The sequence below is a fragment of the Lentzea pudingi genome, from assembly GCF_014646255.1.
GTDB lineage: Bacteria > Actinomycetota > Actinomycetes > Mycobacteriales > Pseudonocardiaceae > Lentzea > Lentzea pudingi.
This window is the reverse complement of sequence record NZ_BMNC01000004.1, coordinates 338,553-354,530: the sequence shown is the minus strand read 5'-3', so window position 1 is coordinate 354,530 and position 15,978 is coordinate 338,553. Positions and strand designations below refer to the sequence as shown.

11 protein-coding genes and 1 pseudogene are annotated in these 15,978 nt (G+C 68.8%); 3 read left to right on the top strand and 9 right to left on the bottom strand.

Annotation, left to right across the window (positions count from 1 at the left end; all coding sequences use genetic code 11):
- Positions 1 to 116: 116 nt before the first annotated feature.
- Positions 117 to 422 (bottom strand): Rossmann-fold NAD(P)-binding domain-containing protein, encoded by a 306-nt coding sequence (locus IEY88_RS45735; RefSeq protein ID WP_444543330.1) that lies wholly within the window; start codon positions 420 to 422, stop codon positions 117 to 119.
- A 9-nt stretch (positions 423 to 431) separates the two neighbouring features.
- Between IEY88_RS45735 and IEY88_RS45730 the strand changes: the two genes are divergently transcribed.
- Both IEY88_RS45730 and IEY88_RS17015 read left to right on the top strand, forming a co-directional pair.
- Entirely contained in the window at positions 432 to 863 is a 432-nt protein-coding gene (locus tag IEY88_RS45730) for a hypothetical protein (RefSeq protein WP_444543329.1), read from the top strand.
- 822 nt (positions 864 to 1,685) lie between these two features.
- Positions 1,686 to 2,024 carry an RNA polymerase sigma factor gene (locus IEY88_RS17015; RefSeq protein WP_189155727.1) on the top strand — a complete coding sequence of 113 codons (339 nt, stop codon included), beginning with the start codon at positions 1,686 to 1,688 and terminating at the stop codon, positions 2,022 to 2,024.
- Between the two features lie 83 nt (positions 2,025 to 2,107).
- On the opposite strand, the gene IEY88_RS17010 is transcribed toward IEY88_RS17015, so the two are convergent.
- From IEY88_RS17010 to IEY88_RS16980, 8 genes and pseudogenes are all read right to left on the bottom strand, one after another.
- The gene (locus IEY88_RS17010) at positions 2,108 to 2,962 is read right to left on the bottom strand and encodes a LacI family DNA-binding transcriptional regulator (protein ID WP_189155726.1); all 855 of its coding nucleotides are present in this window, start codon (positions 2,960 to 2,962) and stop codon (positions 2,108 to 2,110) included.
- The gene (locus IEY88_RS17005) at positions 2,963 to 5,419 is read right to left on the bottom strand and encodes a glycoside hydrolase family 2 protein (RefSeq protein WP_189155725.1); all 2,457 of its coding nucleotides are present in this window, start codon (positions 5,417 to 5,419) and stop codon (positions 2,963 to 2,965) included.
- A gap of 128 nt (positions 5,420 to 5,547) precedes the next feature.
- Positions 5,548 to 6,954 carry a glycosyl hydrolase gene (locus tag IEY88_RS17000; RefSeq protein WP_189155724.1) on the bottom strand — a complete coding sequence of 469 codons (1,407 nt, stop codon included), beginning with the start codon at positions 6,952 to 6,954 and terminating at the stop codon, positions 5,548 to 5,550.
- A 14-nt stretch (positions 6,955 to 6,968) separates the two neighbouring features.
- On the bottom strand, positions 6,969 to 9,047 hold the full coding sequence (locus IEY88_RS44275; protein ID WP_229693463.1) for a glycoside hydrolase family 36 protein: 2,079 nt from the start codon (positions 9,045 to 9,047) through the stop codon (positions 6,969 to 6,971).
- Between the two features lie 127 nt (positions 9,048 to 9,174).
- Positions 9,175 to 9,864 (bottom strand): annotated as a pseudogene (locus IEY88_RS44270) (ABC transporter ATP-binding protein); the annotation flags it as partial.
- A gap of 50 nt (positions 9,865 to 9,914) precedes the next feature.
- Positions 9,915 to 11,720: a dipeptide/oligopeptide/nickel ABC transporter permease/ATP-binding protein gene (locus tag IEY88_RS16990; protein WP_229693462.1), complete on the bottom strand. Its 1,806-nt coding sequence runs from the start codon at positions 11,718 to 11,720 to the stop codon at positions 9,915 to 9,917.
- A gap of 12 nt (positions 11,721 to 11,732) precedes the next feature.
- Entirely contained in the window at positions 11,733 to 12,722 is a 990-nt protein-coding gene (locus IEY88_RS16985) for an ABC transporter permease (RefSeq protein ID WP_189155722.1), read from the bottom strand.
- A 7-nt stretch (positions 12,723 to 12,729) separates the two neighbouring features.
- Positions 12,730 to 14,412: an ABC transporter substrate-binding protein gene (locus IEY88_RS16980; protein WP_189155721.1), complete on the bottom strand. Its 1,683-nt coding sequence runs from the start codon at positions 14,410 to 14,412 to the stop codon at positions 12,730 to 12,732.
- A 176-nt stretch (positions 14,413 to 14,588) separates the two neighbouring features.
- Here IEY88_RS16980 and IEY88_RS16975 point away from each other — a divergent pair, with 176 nt between their 5' ends.
- Complete coding sequence (locus IEY88_RS16975) at positions 14,589 to 15,860, top strand: ROK family protein (RefSeq protein ID WP_189155720.1); 1,272 nt, start codon at positions 14,589 to 14,591, stop codon at positions 15,858 to 15,860.
- The last annotated feature ends 118 nt before the right edge of the window (positions 15,861 to 15,978 follow it).

The window sequence follows — 15,978 nt, the reverse complement described above, 5'->3', positions numbered from 1 at the left end:
GTGGACCTACGGCCGCCCCGCTCGTACTCGCGGCCCTGGCCGTCGCGTGCCTCGTGATGTACCGGCTGTTCAGGCGCAACAAGTGGCTCTAGCGAAGCGATGATCTCGGCTCGGCCTCAGGTCCAAGATCGTCCCGCGAATCGCCAGGACTGATCGACCAGGAAGTCGTCCAGGGTGCGCGGTCGCCGGCCAAGAAGGCGCTCCACGTCACCGGTGATCGGCTGGTTGAGTCCCAAGCGGGTCAAGCTGTACACCGCTGACATGAAACCGATGCTGTCCCAACCCACTCCGCGCTTGCGCAAGCGCCCGGCGAACCGGGGCAGACTCGGGTTGGTGTACCTCACCGGTGCGCCCAGGTGGATGCTCAGAGACGCGGCAACCTCGTCCATCTTCAAGGCCGTCGCACCGGTCAGGTGGTGCACGGTGTTGCGATGGCGGTTTGGGTCGAGCAACTCTTCGACGGCTACCTCAGCAGCGTCACGGGCATCGATGAACGTGGTTCGGCCACGCCCAGCCGGGATGAACAGTTCGCCGCGTTCCGCGATGTCCTCGCCATGCGTCGAGATCGACCGGAACAGGTTCTGCATGAAGAAGCTGCACCGCAACACCGTCCACGTCATGGACGACGCGAACAGGGCCTGCTCGATCTTGTGGTGAGGGATGAACCGCGCCTTGTCCGCACCGAACACCGACACGTAGACGACGTGCCGCAGCCGGCCTTCTCCGCGGCGCGGAGGAACGGCAGCATCGCGGTCCGCGCCGCCTTGTTGGCAGGCAGGGGAAAGAGGAGGAACAACTCCCGGACGCCGTCGAGCGCCGCAGGCCAGGTGGAGGAGTCGAAGAAGTCGAACCGCACCGCCTGACCACCGCCGGCCGCGGCACGCTCGGCCATCAACTCAGGGCGCCGACTGCCCACTCGCCAGGAGTCCGCAGTCCGCAGTCCGCGAACACAACAGGTCGGTCAGCTCGGCGCCCACGTTGCCGGAAGGACCGGTCACCACAAGCATCGATCCTCCACTTCGCAGGCGAGCTTCACCGCACCATCCTGCAGGGTGTGACTCGAGCAAGAGGAGTGCCGGTAGTGATTTCCTCTCCGCCTGCCACAGCGTCCCTCCGCTCCATCGCTCAAAGCTGCGTGGTGAGCCGACCAGATGTTGACATGATGGACGCTCATCGGCCTTCTTCCAGGGCCGCACCGATCTGACGCTCGACCCCGCCGCGGCGGCGCTGACCTCGTTGGGGGTCAAGGTGAAGCCCGTGTTCGCCGGCAAACAGGAGCGGCGATCAGCTTCGCGATCGTCGGCGACCCGTCCGACGGAACGATCGAGCACGTCGGCGGACTCGTGCCGCAGGCCGGGCACACCCGTTCGTACCTGACCAACTACACGATCGACCTCAACCGGGGTGTGCTGTCAGGTCTGGAAACTTCAGGCAGCGCGCTGACCTGTTCATCATTGGAGCCGCGACGCCGCAGGGTGTCACGCTCGCTCTGACACCCGGTGCCGCGTCGGTGCTGGACAGCACGTTCGGTGTCACCGCATTCTCCGCCGGCCTGGTCATCGGGTACGGCAACCGGTGCTGCGATGAGGTCTCCCCTGTCCCGGCGCGCCCACCACGGTGAGGGCGCGCCCGCCCGTTGAGCGAACCTCGTCCGCGAGCCCCAGATCCGGTCAGGTGGTGCGATCTTGCCCGCGGGGGTCACCGTGCTGACCGGCGCCAGCGACACCGTCGTCGAGACGACCAAGTCCTTCGTCGCACGTGAGGAAGGCGCACTTGGAGCCGTCTACGAGCGCTACGCCCCAGCGGTGTTGCGGGTGGCCGCGTCGAGCCTGCCGTCGCGGGCGGACGCCGAGGACGTGGCGCGGACGACGTTCGTGACGGCGTGGCGCGGCAGGGAGAGTTTCGACCCCGCCAAGGGCAGCCTGCTCGTCTGGTTGCTCACCATCGCCCGCCGCCGGTCGATCGAGGTCGCCGAAGTCCGCGACGATCGCGGAGTGAGATGTGCGGCAGTCATGACGAACTGAAGAAAGATCTTTTGCTCACGGCGAAACCCTGCGTGAGCCACGCATGGTTCCCGTGCACAACGCTGGTTCGAACTGGTTCGGCTCTAGTGAGCCGCCACGATGGCCGAACTTTCCCGGACGAGGAGCGTGGCGGCAGGCGACCACCGTTCAGCGACCTGTTGTCCGCTGGTCAGTTCCAGCACCGACTGCGCGACCGAGACGCCGAACTGGTGGACGTCCACGCTCATCGTCGTCAGCGAGGGTGACGCCAGCCGGCACAACGTCGAGTCGTCCCAGGCGATCAGACTGAGCCGGCCGGGCACCGAGACGCCCAGCTCCTTCGCCGCGCCCAGTCCGGCGACCGCCATCACGTCGTTGTCGTAGAGGATCGCGGTGGGCGGCTCGGACCGGCCGAGCAGCGCGGCGGTCAGCTTCGCGCCGGACTCCTCGGAGTAGTCGCCTTCCAGGATCATCGGGACGGCACCGGCGGCGCGACACCCGTCGAGCATCGCCGCGGTTCTCGCGGCGGTGTGCAGCAAGCCTGCCGGTCCGGTGATCCTGGCGATGCGGGAGTGACCGAGCTCGAACAGGTGACGCAGCGCTTCCACGACCGGACCGGCGTCATCGGTGCGCACCGCGGGCCCGCCCAGCGCGGCAGCGGGTTCGCCGACGACCACAACAGGCATGTCGAGCTCGCGCAACAGCGCCGGACGCGGGTCGACGACTGACCGGTTGACCAGGACGACCGCGTCCACCAGCCGGCCGGCCGCCCACCGCCGGTATGCGGCGAGCTCTGCGGCGTGCGTCGTGACCACGTGCAGCAGAACGGACATGTCGCGCTCGGTGAGGCATTCCTCGATGCCGGCGATGAACTCCATGAAGAACGGCTCGGCACCGAGCAGCCGGGCCGGGCGGGCCAGCACCAGCCCGACGGCGCCAGACGAATCCGCAGCAGCCACTCAGGACCTCACCATCGGTGCGCAGAGCCCGTTGGCGCTGCGCAGCACCAGCGGTCCGGCCAGCACGGCGGGGTCGGCGAGCCGTGTCCCGGTCCGCACGAAGAACGAGCGGGTCTCGCCGGCGAGCATCGGCACCAGCATCTCCTCGACGACAGCGTCCGGGGCGACCCGGTCGGCCAGCACGGCGACATCTCGTGCGAACGAGGTGGCGCGCACGTCGACACGATATCCGCCTTCGACGACCTCCACGTGCGCGGTGAGCGGTGCCGGGTCGTACGCCAGATCGAGGTCCTCGCGGAACAGGTGCACGACACGAGCCTCGTCCGTGGTCGCGACGAGCACCTCTGCGGCAGGACCGGAAGGGACGAGCAGGTTCTCCGGCAACTCGACACGGGCGACGGACCTGGCAGGCGCCGAGAACGGGAGCACGGCGGAGTCCAGCACCGCTCCCGCGAACGACTGCCGCTCGACGCGCAGGTGGCCGCTCCACTGGTCGTCGTGATCGTTGACGAGGAACAGGACGGAGCGGCCATCCCTCGGTTGCACGGTCAGCAGGCGTGGCGCGAACGCCTGCCGGAGCGCGTACCAGAGCGGTTTGCGCCGCCCGTCGCTGTCGACGGCGGCCCACGACGTCGCGGGCCAGCAGTCGTTGAGCTGCCAGACCAGCGCGCCCGCCGTGCGCGGCCACCACGACCGGAAGTGCTCGATGCCGAACGCCACGGCACGCGCCTGGTTGAGCTGGGTCGCCCAGTGCCAATCGGCGAAGTCCGCGGGCACCGGCAGGTGAGCTGCCAGCCCGCGTTCGAGCTTGCCGTTGCCGTCGTCGGCCTTCTGGTGCAGGAGGAACCCCGCCGAGGTGGGGGTCAGCGGCTCGTCGTGCACCCAGCTCGACAGCGTCGCCCACGTGGGCGGCCCCTGGAAGCCGAACTCCGAGCAGAACCGCGGCACGTGGTCGCGGTAGTGCTGGTAGTCGACGCGATTCCACACCTCCCAGTCGTGGCGGGTGCCGTGATCGGCGTCGTTCGGATGCCGATCGCCGGTGCTGTACGGACTGCCTGGCGCGTAGTGCCTGGTCGGGTCCAGCTCGGCGACGATCGCGGGCAGCAGTTCCGTGTAATACCTCAGGCCCCAGGTCTTCCCGCCGAGCTGCTCCGGCCAGCCCCAGTCGGCGAAGCCCCACAGGTTCTCGTTGTTGCCGTTCCACAGCGCGAGCGACGGGTGGCCGGTGAGCCGGGCGACGTTCTCCCGTGCCTCGGCCTCCACCTCGCTCCACAACGGTTCTTCCTCGGGGTAGGCGGCGCAGGCGAACGGGAAGTCCTGCCACACCAGGATTCCGCGTTCGTCGCAGACGTCGTAGAAGTCCTCGGACTCGTAGATGCCGCCGCCCCACACCCGCAGCATGGTGAAGTTCGCCTCGACGGCCTGATCGACTCTCCGCACCAGGCGGTCACGGGTGATCCGGGTGAGGAAGTGGTCGTCCGGGATCCAGTTCGCGCCCTTGGCGAAGACGCGCCTGCCGTTGACCACGAAGGTGAACGGAGTGCCGATCTCATCGGGCTCGGTGTCCACGGTGATCGTGCGGAACCCGATTCGGTGCTCCGTCGCGTCGATCGTCTCGCCGTCGGACTCCAGCGACACGGAAAGGTCGTACCGGGGCTGCTCGCCGTACCCGGCAGGCCACCACAGCCGCGCGTCGGGGACGAACGCGGTCACGACGGCCGTGTCACCGCTGAACGGAACCCGTGCCGTGCGTCCGTTCACGGTAGCCGCCAGCCACAGCCGCTGCGCGCCGGGATCGCCGCGCTCGACGCCGGCGTGCACCTCGACCCGGCCGGTGCCGTCGGGGTCGATGGTCACCAGCGGGCGGACCGACGCGAGGCGCGCGGTGCGCCAGCGTTCCAGGCGCACCGGTCGCCAGATGCCCGCGGTCTGCAGGTCGGGACCCCAGTCCCAGCCGAACGAGCAGGCCATCTTGCGGATCATGTTGAACGGGTGCGGATAGGCGTGGTCCCGCCAGCCCAGTTCCTGCTCGAGCTGCTGGGCGTGGTTCAGCGCGGAGGAGAAGGTGACGGTCAGCTCGTTCGCGCCGTCGCGGAGCAGAGGACGCACGTCGAACCGGTGCGTGCGGTGCATGTTCACCGCGGTGCCGACCGGCAGGCCGTTGAGCTCGACGGCGGCCACTGTGTCGAGTCCCTCGAACACGAGATCGACCCGTTCGTCCACGGACGGTGCCGTGGTGTCGAAGGTCAGCTCGTACCGCCAGTCCGTGCGGTGCATCCAGGTGAGCGACTCCTCGTTGCGGTCGAGGAAGGGATCCGGGATCAGTCCCGCCGCCAGCAGGTCGAGGTGCGTGCTGCCGGGCACCGCGGCAGGCACACGGGCGTCCCGCACACCGTCGGGCACGGGGCCCGCCGCCACGCTCAGCTGCCACCCGTCGTGCAACGTCTGGCGCTTCATCGTTCCTCGCTCCCCGATGCCGCGGTCACCACGGCGATCGTTACGTCGGCAAGTAAAGTAAGTCAACGTGCTAGGAGACCGGCTGCCGCGGGCGCCGCGCCCGCGATCGCCCGCGACAGCCGCGCGGGCTACCTCAGGTTGGGCAGCTCATCGCGGGTGATCACATAGCTGTGGCCGTACACCTTCTGCAGATGGCTCACCGAGTTGCTCTGCGTCAGGTGGTTGCCGTGCCAGGTGCCGAACAACACCCAGCGCGCGCCGGAGGACTGCAGCCGGTCCGGGTCCGGGATGGGACCGTTCTCGTGCAGCGCGATCGGGATCGTGCCGCCGACGATGTTGCGCACCGAGTCGTACATCGGCTTGAGCGGGTCGTAGTTGCCGTTACCGGCGTAGGTGTCCGCACCGCCGACGTCCACATAGGATTTTCCGGGGTAGAACGACGACTGCGGAGAACCGTTGTACCCGTGCAGCCACACCAGGTTGTTGAGGCCCTTGACCCTGGTGAAGTAGTCGAACATGAAGCGCCACAGCCGGTTGTACTGGCCGCCGCCCTCCTTGCTCCACCAGAACCAGGTGCCGCCCGCCTCGTGGAACGGGCGCCAGATCACCGCCGCGCCCGAGTTCTTCAGCTGCTGCAGCATTCCCGCCGCGCCGTCCAGGCGTTGGATGAACGACGTGTACTCGGCCGTGCCGGGCGTGAGGACGGCATTGATCGACACCGTCATCTGGCTGCCCTCGTAGGTGTCCGGCTTGGTCGGCGCGCCCATGTGGTAGCCGATCATCGGGATGCCGCCCGCCTGCCACCAGGTGATCGCCCTGGGTGCGAGGTCCTTGGAGTCGCCGTAGTCGAGGCCTCGGATGGCCGGGAGTTTGCCGGTGTTGTTCCGGATGTGGTTCATCTCGTACTCGGGCCCGCCGATCCACGTCGACTCCTGCTGCCCGGACAGGATGTGGTTGCCGTACTGGCTGTACAGGTAGCACAGCAGCTTGCGGGCCTGCGTGGTCGAGTTCGGGCCGACCGGGGTGGCCGAGCACGCGGGCTGCGGTGCGCCGCCGCCCGCCGACCACCGCTGGTTCGCCTGCCCGTTGCAGTTCCACAGCAGCACGGCGGACCCGTTCGTCGTGGCCGCGTTCGCGACGTCCAGGCAGAGCCCGGTCTGGGTGGCCGCGATGCTGCCGTCGGAGTTGAGCCGGAACTTCTGGCCGGCGCCGCCGGTGCAGTTCGCGATCTGCGGACGCGTGCCGGGCGCGGTCTGGCCTGCCGGTACCTCCAGGCACCGGGTGCCGCCGAACACGCGCAACTCCGCCGCCGGCGTCAGGTCCCAGGCCTGGTTGGCGCCTCCGTTGCAGTCGTAGATCTGGATCAGCGCGCCCTGGGTGGTGGAGGCTCCGGCGACGTCCAGGCATCGGCCGGACGCCGCGCTGGTGTAGGGCGTGGGCACCGCGATCGCGGTGCCCGGGTTGATCAGTGCGAGCAGGGGTGCTGTCAGGACGAGCGCGGACAACGCCGCGCCCACCCTGGGGAGGTGTCGCATGAGATCTCCTTTGATCACTTGCGAGTGAGCTGGATGACGGCGGAAGTCGGGGGGCCCGCGGAACACGCGATGTGGAGCACACCCGTGTCGCGGTGCCAGTGCAGCGACCAGCCGGCCGCCGCGGCAGCCGGGAAGAGCAGCTCCGCGGAGACGTCCGAGCCCCGCAGGTGGGCCACCGGGGCTGCGAAGGTCGCCGAGGCGCCTGACAGGCGCCACAGCGTCAGGTAAGTCGTGCTGGGACAGCGCAGGCCCATCGTCACCCACGGTCCGGCGGGTGCGGTCAGGCCGAGCGGCCAGAACGGGACGGAGTCACCGATCTCCTTGCCAAGTCTCTTGTGGACGGTCACGGCATCGCGCACCGTCGCGCGCTGCTCAGGATCCATCAGATCGAGCCTGCCGGAGAGGTAGAGCCGACCGAGCAGGCCGGTGGCGAGCGTGAACGCCGCTTCGCCCGGCGTCATGCCGGGTTGTGCGTACGCCCAGACCCCCATCTGCTCCGGCAGCATGGAGGCGGGCGCTGCGGCGGCGATCGGCGGGTAGAGCAACGGGTTCTGCTGGTCGGAGGTCGACTGCAGGTGCAGGCGGGAGAGCAACGCGTAGTCCATCCGCATCGCTCCGGAGGCGCAGTTCTCCACCAGCAGCCGCGGATGGCGTTCCAGCAGCGCGTCGAGCCAACGCAGGTGTGCGCGGTTGTGGCCGAGCAGGCCCTCGCCCGGCGAGCATCCACCGACGTCCGTGCCCGCTCCCGGCATGATGTTGTAGTCCAGCTTGACGTAGCCGATGCCGAAGTCGCCGACCAGCCGGTCGACCACCTCGTCCAGGTGGTCCACGGCGGCGGGGTGGCGCAGGTCGAGGTGGAACCGGCCGTGCTCGACGACACGGGCACCGCGGCGTTGGAAGAACGCCTCCGCGGGCAGCTTGTCCGCCAGCGCCGACCGGACACCGACGACCTCCGGTTCGAGCCAGATGCCCGGCACCATCCCCCGGGCCCGGATGCGGTCGGTGACCTCGCCGAAGCCCCCTGGGAACCGGGTCGTGGACGGCAGCCACTCCCCCACGCTGTCCCACCAGCCGCCGTCGGAGTCGTACCAGCCCGCGTCGACGCAGAAGTAGTCCGCTCCCACGTCCGCCGCCGCGTCGATCAACGGCAGGAGCTTGCCGGTCGTGGGATCGCCCATGAGCGTGTTCATGTAGTCGTTGAACACCACGGGAAGGTGCGTGGCGCGCCGGTGCAGCAACGTCGCCCGGCGTTGCCGGGTCAGGGCGGCCAGAGCGTCGTCGGTTCCGCCTTCGGCCACGGCGAGCGAGACCGGAACGGTGGTGAAGCCCTGTCCGGCGGACACCTCGGTGTGCCACTGGTGCTCGGCGTCGGTCGGTCCGAGCAACGCGAGGTAGGCACCGGTCAGGGTCTCCCCCACTTCCCAGTGCCACGCGCCGTTGTGCTCGATCTGCCAGGACAACGCCCACGTGTCGTCACGGGCGACGAGCACGCCGGTCGGCAGGTGCTCTCCGGTGGACCACGAACTGCGTGAGGTCAGCGCGAAACGGCTGCGAGAAGCGTGGTGGTGTGCGGCAGGGTCCATCGCCACGAGACCGGCGGCGCGCAGCGGTGTTCGCCGCCACCGCGACTCGGCCACCCAGTCGGAGTCGCCGTGCACCAGGTCCACCTGGTCCACCGAACGGTTCGCGTCCGCGTGGAACGCCGAGATGACGACCGAGGTGACGGCGTGCAGGCAGACCGGTTCGTCCCCCTCGACCTCGACAGTGGTCCACGTGCGGACAGCCGGCACGTCCGGCGTCGCCTGGAACACGCTGGTGACCATGAGGCCGCTCACGGGATCCGCCTGCACGATCCTCAGCTCGTGCGCCGTGGCGGTGTGGTCGCGATGGCGCAGCCTGGCGCCGATCGTGGTGTCGGCGTAGCGGTGGCTGCCGGGAAACCGTCCGTGCCCGATCGCGAGGATCTCGACCAGTGGCGAGGCCGTCGGCAGCCCACCACCGTTGTTTCCCCTGGGACGCAGGGACAGCAGGGCCACGGGTGCGTCCGGGCCGATCGAGAACGCCAGTCGCACGCCACCTGCGGACCAGATCACGCGGCGCCCTCCCATCGACCCGTGTGGTGGTCGTACGCCGCAGCGGCGCCAGCCTCCGCCACGACTTCGCGTCCGAGTCGAACGTGCGCCCGCGGGCCTCGGGATTCGGCGAGGCCGCGGCGAGCAGCTTGGTGTAGGGGTGGCGGGGCTCGAGGATCACCGCGTCGGCCGGTCCGCGTTCGACCACCCTGCCCCGGTACAGCACCAGGATCTCGTCGGAGAAGTGCCGGGCCGTCGCCAGGTCGTGCGTGATGTACAGGACGGCGAGGTTCTCCTCGCGCTGCAGCCGGGCGAGGAGCTTGAGCACACCGAGCCGGATCGAGACGTCCAGCATGGACACCGGTTCGTCGGCGACGAGGATCTCCGCGCCCGGAGCGAGGGCACGGGCGATCGCCACCCGCTGGCGCTGGCCGCCGGACAGCTCGTGGGGCCGCCGCTGGAGGAAGTCGCGGGGCGGCAACAGAGTCACCCGCTCCAGCAGTTCCTCTGCCAGCAGGGCCGACTCCGCACGTCCACGCGCCCTGCTGTGCAGAAGCAGTGGACGCACCAGATGGTGCTCGACCGTGTGAAACGGGTTGAGCGAGGCGAACGGGTCCTGGAACACCATCTGCACGCGGTGCCGGTAATCGCGGTCCGGCACCGGCGCACCGTCCGAGTCGGTGACGACGATGTCGCCCGAGGTGGGTCGCTCCAGGCGGGCGATCATCCGCGCGATCGTCGACTTGCCGGAGCCGGACTCGCCGACGAGCGCCACTGTCCTGCCGGGTTCGAGGGTGAAGGAGACGTTGTCCACCGCGCGCAGGGTCGTGCGGCGCATCCCGTTGCGCACGGTGAAGCTCTTGACCAGGTCGCGCGCCTGCAGCGTGGTCATCGCACTCCTCCTTCGTGCAGCAACGGCTTCGCGTCACGAACGAACCCGCCTCGTTCGCCGGTGAGGCTCGGGAAAGCGTCGAGCAGCTCGCGGGTGTAGGGGTGCTCGGCCGCTCGGTGGATCTCCTCCGCCGTGCCGAGCTCGACGACCCGGCCGTCGCGCATGACCGCGATCCGGTCGCTGATCTCCAGCAGCAGCGGTAGGTCGTGGGTGATGAAGACGACGGCGAAGCCCAGCTCGTCGCGGAATCGCAGGATCTCCTGCACGATGCCGCGCTGCACCACGACGTCCAGCGCCGTCGTCGGTTCATCCATGATCATGACCTGAGGGTCGAGCAGCAGTGCCATCGCGATCATGACCCGTTGCCGCATCCCGCCGGACAGCTCGTGCGCGAACGAGCTGAGGCGCCGCGGGTCGACACCGACCAGTTCCAGCACGTCGGCGCACCGCTGCCGCCGATCGTCGCGGGACATGTCCGGCCGGTGCGTGGTGAACACGTCGTCGAGTTGCGCGCCGATGGTCGTCACCGGGTTCAGCGCGTTCATCGCACCTTGGAAGACCATGGACAGCTTCGACCAGCGGAACGCACGCAGTTCTTCGGGTGCCAGCGCCAGCACGTCGACGTCCGCGCCGTCGTGGTCGTGGAAGGTCACGGACCCGGACGTCACCTCGGCCGGCGGCCGGTGCAGCCGGTTGACCGCGTAGGCCAGGGTGGTCTTCCCGCATCCCGACTCCCCTGCCAGGCCGAGGATCTCACCGCGGCGCAGGGTGAAGGACACGTCCCGCACGGCGTGCACCGGGGCAGGTCCTTGGTAGACAACGGAAAGGTTCTCGACGGTGAGCACCGCGTCCTTCGTGCGCGCGGCCGGTACCGCCCTCGAGGCCACGGGGGCCTCGTTCGCGCGCAGCGGCACGTCCCGCAGCTTGGGGTTGATGATCTCGTCGATGCTGAAGTTCACCAGCGAGAGGCCACAACCGAACAACGCGATGATGAGTCCAGGTGGGACGAACCACCACCACGCGTTGAGCTGCAGCGCGAATCCGTTCTGGGCGAAGAAGAGCATCGTGCCCAGCGTCGAGGAGTTCGACGCCCCGAGCCCGAGGAATGACAGCCCCGCCTCGCCGAGGATCGCCGCGATGACCGCGAACACGAACTGGGAGGCCAGCAGCGGCAACAGGTTGGGCAGGATCTCCACCGTGATCACCCGCCACGACTTCTCCCCCGCCACCCGCGCCGCGGCGACGTAGTCGCGGTTGCGCAGCGACAGCGTCTGCGCCCGCAGCACCCTGGCCGACGCGGCCCAGCTCGTGACCGCCAGCACGATCGCGATCGTCCACGCCCCGCGCTGGTCGGCGGGCACGAACCCGGCGATGACGATGACGAGCGGCAGGCCCGGGATCACCAGCATCACGTTGGAGAACAACGAGAAGAACTCGTCGGCGAAGCCGCCGGCGTAGGCGCCGATGATCCCGAAGAAGGCGGACAGGATCGTGGCCATCACGCCCACGAGCAGGCCGATCTGCAACGAGCCCCTGGTGGCGTGGGTCAGCTGGGCGAGCACGTCCTGCCCGGTCTGGGTGGTGCCCACCAGGTGCTCACCGCCCGGCGGGGTCAGGCCGATGTCGCGCACCGCGTCCGGGTCTCCCGCGAACAGCGGCCCGAGCAGTCCGAACAGGGTGATCACGATGATCAGGCCGAGTCCGACACCGAGTTTCGGCGTCCAGCGCGGCAGCATCGACCGCCAGCCCGCGCGGGAAGCCGGGGCGGCGGACAGGGTGGTGGCTGTGCTGATGTTGGTCACGGCCAGCTCCTCTCAGCCGCTCACGCGGGTTCGGGGGTCGATCAGGGCGTACATGACGTCGACCACCAGGTTGGCGCCGAGCACCGCGATGGTGATCACCAGGAAGATGCCCTGCATCAACGCGTAGTCGTTGTTCTGCACCGCCTGCAGCAGTCGCGACCCGATGCCGGGATAGGAGAAGACCTGTTCGGTGACGATCGAGCCGGCGACCACGAAACCCAGCGAGATCGCGAAGCCGGCCACCGACGGGAGGACGGCGTTGCGCGCCGCGTAGCGGATCATGACCCGGCTACCGCGCAACCCCTTCGCCCGCGCGGTCAGCACGTAGTCCTCGGACATGGCCGACACCATCATGTTGCGCATGCCCAGCAGCCAGCCGCCGATCGACGAGAGGACGATGGTCAGCGCGGGCAACGTGCCGTGGTAGATCGCGGACGAGAGGAACTCGGCGTTCCAGCCGGGCGAGAGCACCACGTCGTACCCGCCGAGCAACGGGAACCAGCCCAGTGCCGACGACAGCAGCGCCACCAGGAGCAGGGCGAGCCAGAAGTACGGCACCGCCGCGAGCACGGTGGTCGACGGCACCAGGTTGTCGAGCCAGGTGCCGCGCCGCCAGCCGACCAGGGCGCCGAGCGCCACCCCCAGCAGGAACGACAGCAGCGTCGCGATGCCGACCAGCACGACGGTCCACCACAGCGAGGCCATGATGACCTCGGACACCGGCGACGGGAACACGCTCACCGAGATGCCGAGATCACCACGGGCCAGGTTGCCCAGATAAGCGAAGTACTCGCTCACCGCGGACCCGCCGCCGCCGGTGCCGAGCAGCAGCTCGTACGAGCGCCGCACGGACGGGTCGACCGAGCCACCGCGCTGCTGCAGCTTCGCCAGCAGGATGTCCACCGGGTTGCCCGGCATGAGCCTGGGGATGATGAAGTTCAGCGTCACCGCCGCCCAGAGTGCGGCCAAGTAGAACAACAACTTCCTGCCGTAGTACGCCATCGGTTCGTCACTTGCCCGCTGGCTTGAGCTTCATGAAGATCTCGGAGTGCGCGGGCCGCGACCAGATCGCCGGGAACGCGTAGAGGTCGTCCTGGGTCGGCCAGCCCGTGAACTTCTTCGCGTTGTACTCGCTGGTGGTGCCACCGGTGAGCACCGGGATGTACGGCATGACCTCTTCGATCCGGGTCTGGATGACGTCGAAGTGGGGCTGCCGGGTAGCGGTGTCCTCGGGGTTGATGCGCTTGAGGGCGGCCAGCGCGGCGTCGACCTGGGCGTCCTTCATCCGGCCGAAGTTCGGGTTCGCCGTCTCACCGACCCGCGCCGTGTTGCTGCTGTCGAAGAAGTAGCTGAAGGTGTAGAACGGGTCCGCCGCAGGCCCCTGGTCGACCGCGTCGATCAACAGCTCGTAGTTGCCCTGGTTGCGCTGCTCCGACCACTCGTTCCAGGAGAGCTGCTGCGGTGTCACCTTGATGCCCACCTGCTGCAGCTGCTGGCCGATGGTGTTGACCGCGGTGATGTAGTCGGTCCAGCCGGACACGACCTTCAAGGTCAGCGACAGCGGCTTGCCGTCCTTGGCGTAGATGCCGTCGGGCCCCTTGGCGTAGCCCGCGCTCTCGAGCTGCTGGGTCGCTTTCGCCACGTCGGCGCCCATCGGCGCGGACTTGTCCCTCAACTTCGCGGAGATGTAGGGCTGGTCCCGTTCCAGCAGGGCGAATCCCGGCGAGATTTCGCTCGAGGTGTCCTGGAACGCGAGCGCGTTGAGCTGCTCGCGGTTGAGGCCGTGGTAGATCGCCCTGCGGACGGCGGGATCGGTCTGCGGGCCGGCGCAGCCGAGCTCGGCGTTGGAGCAGGTGAACAGCGCCGTCTGGTTCTGCGGGATGGTGATGGCCTTGTAGCCGGGGTAGTTCTTCTCGACGTTCTTCATGTCCGGCACCGGCCCGGTCTGCCAGTCGATCTTGCCGGCCTTGAGCGCGTCGGCACCGGCCTGGTTGCCGGACAGCGAGAGGTAGCGGACCTTCTTCACGGCGGGCTCGCCGCCGTAGTAGCCGGGGTTCGACTTGAGCGTGATGGCCTGCGCCTTGGACTCGTCGAGCTGGAACGGTCCCGTGCCCACCGGCGTCTTGATCGGGTCGGTCGCCGGCGTGGCGAGGTCCTTCCACAGGTGCTCGGGAACCATCCAGAGCCTGCCGAGCACCTGCGGGCCCTCCATGAACGCGGGCTCGTCGAACTTGACGACGACGTGCGTGTCGTCGACGGCTGTCGCCGTACCGCGGTAGCCGGTCGAGTTCATGGTGTTGTTCTTGCGCACCATGTCGAGCGTGAACACGACGTCCTTCGCGGAGAACTTCTGACCGTCCGACCACTTCACGTCGTCCCGCAACGTCACCGACAGCTCCGTGCCGTCGGCGTTCCAGGAGAACTCCTTGCCCAGCCGCGGTTTCGGCTTCGCGTCGCGCTTGACGGCGTTGAAGAAGAACAGCGGTTCGAAGATGGTGCCGGGACCCTCGTTGACGGTCGGCGAGTACGGGTTGAAGTTGCCCTGGTAGTCACCGGACTGCCCGGTGAACACGATCAGCGTCTCGGCGTCCGCCGAGCTGGTGCCGGTCGACGAGCCGCATCCGGTCGCCACCAGGCCGAGCAACGCCAAGCCGGCTGCGACGACGCGCACCCGCTGTGACTTCGGGGACATCGAGGGTCCTCTCACCGAGGGAGCGTAGTGGGCTGGATCACACCATCAGGTGAGATTCTTAAGTAGATGAAGAAACAAAGTCAATACCTGCTGGTTCACTGGTGCTAACGCGTGGCGCCAGCAGCGCTGGTTGCTAGCCTTTGATCAGCAGGTGAAGTGACTACGCGGAGGTGACCGTGAACGCCCCGGCACGCACCACCCCGCATGCGAGCAGCAAGGCCGCGGTGCTGGACGTCATCCGAGCGGCGGGCACGATCAGCCGGGTCGGACTGATCAACGCGACCGGCCTGACCGGTGCGACGATCTCCATCGCGGTCCGCAAACTGCTCGACGAGGGCCTCGTGGTGGAAACGGGCCATGCCGAGTCCACCGGTGGCAAACGCAGGGTGCTCCTCCAGCTCAACCACGACTCGCGCTACGCGGTCGGCGTGCACCTCGACCACGGACGCATCACCTACGTGCTGACGAATCTCGGTGGCGCCGTGGTCGCGCGCATCTCCAGGCCGGGAGCCGGAGTCCGGGAACCGTCCGTGATCGTCAGGCGCATGGCCGACGAGGTCGCCGCACTCGTCGCCAGGGTCGGCGTCGAGCCGGGTCAGGTGCTGGGGCTCGGACTGGTGTCCCCCGGTCCACTCGGCGCGAGCACCGGCATGACCCTCACCCCGCCCGCGATGCGCCAGTGGGAGGACTATCCCGTCGACCTCGAACTTTCGACGGCGACCGGCCTGCCCGTGGTGCTGGACAACGACGCCACCGCGGCAGCGCTCGGTGAGCACTGGTCGGGCGGCATGGGCAGCGCCTCCACCTCCGCCGCGCTCTACATGGGCACCGGCATCGGCGCGGGCATCGTGATCGGCGGCATCACCTACCGCGGCACGAGCGGCAACGCCGGCGAGATCGGGCACGTCTGCGTCGACATCATGGGTCCTGAATGCTGGTGCGGAGCGCGCGGATGCATCGAGGCACTGGCAGGCCCCGGCGCCGTCGTCGCCGCGGCGCGCGCGGACCCGGCACTCGCCCGCCTCGTCGGTACGAGCCGATCCCACCACTCGCTGGCCGCGGACTTCGCGGCGGTGAGCCGGGCAGCGCGGCAGGGCGAGCCGCAGGCCACCGCGATCCTCGAACGCTCCGCGCGGTACGTGGCGGTGGCCGCCCGCACGCTGGCCAACGTCATGGACGCGGAGTTCATCGTCCTCACCGGACCGAGCTTCGCCGTCGCCGGATCGGTGTACCTGCCGATCGTTCGCGAGGATCTGGACCGAAGCTTCTTCGCGCGCGGTGTGCACACCGTCGACGTGCGGCTCTCCCACACAGCGGCAACAGCCCCCGCGATCGGCGCCGCCGCCATGGTGCTGCAGTCCGAACTCGTGCCCTTGCACGCGACACAGCGACTGCCCGAGAACCTCTCGGCCGACGAACCAGCGATGATCACCCCACCCAGCGCGTGATCCGCCCGCCGCACAACGAAGTCGGCTCACCTGTCCGCGTCTCACCGCCTACCCGGAGGCCTTGAGGAGTGGTAGCCGGCGTGTTTTCGCCGGGTCCGCGTCCCTGTCGGCTGCTCAC

Excerpts from the sequence above, each read along its gene's own strand:
- IEY88_RS45730 (WP_444543329.1), top strand. The coding sequence starts at position 432 with ATGGCGGTTTGGGTCGAGCAACTCTTCGACGGCTACCTCAGCAGCGTC.
- IEY88_RS17005 (WP_189155725.1), bottom strand. The coding sequence starts at position 5,419 with ATGAAGCGCCAGACGTTGCACGACGGGTGGCAGCTGAGCGTGGCGGCG.
- IEY88_RS17000 (WP_189155724.1), bottom strand. The coding sequence starts at position 6,954 with ATGCGACACCTCCCCAGGGTGGGCGCGGCGTTGTCCGCGCTCGTCCTG.
- IEY88_RS16985 (WP_189155722.1), bottom strand. The coding sequence starts at position 12,722 with ATGGCGTACTACGGCAGGAAGTTGTTGTTCTACTTGGCCGCACTCTGG.
- IEY88_RS16980 (WP_189155721.1), bottom strand. The coding sequence starts at position 14,412 with ATGTCCCCGAAGTCACAGCGGGTGCGCGTCGTCGCAGCCGGCTTGGCG.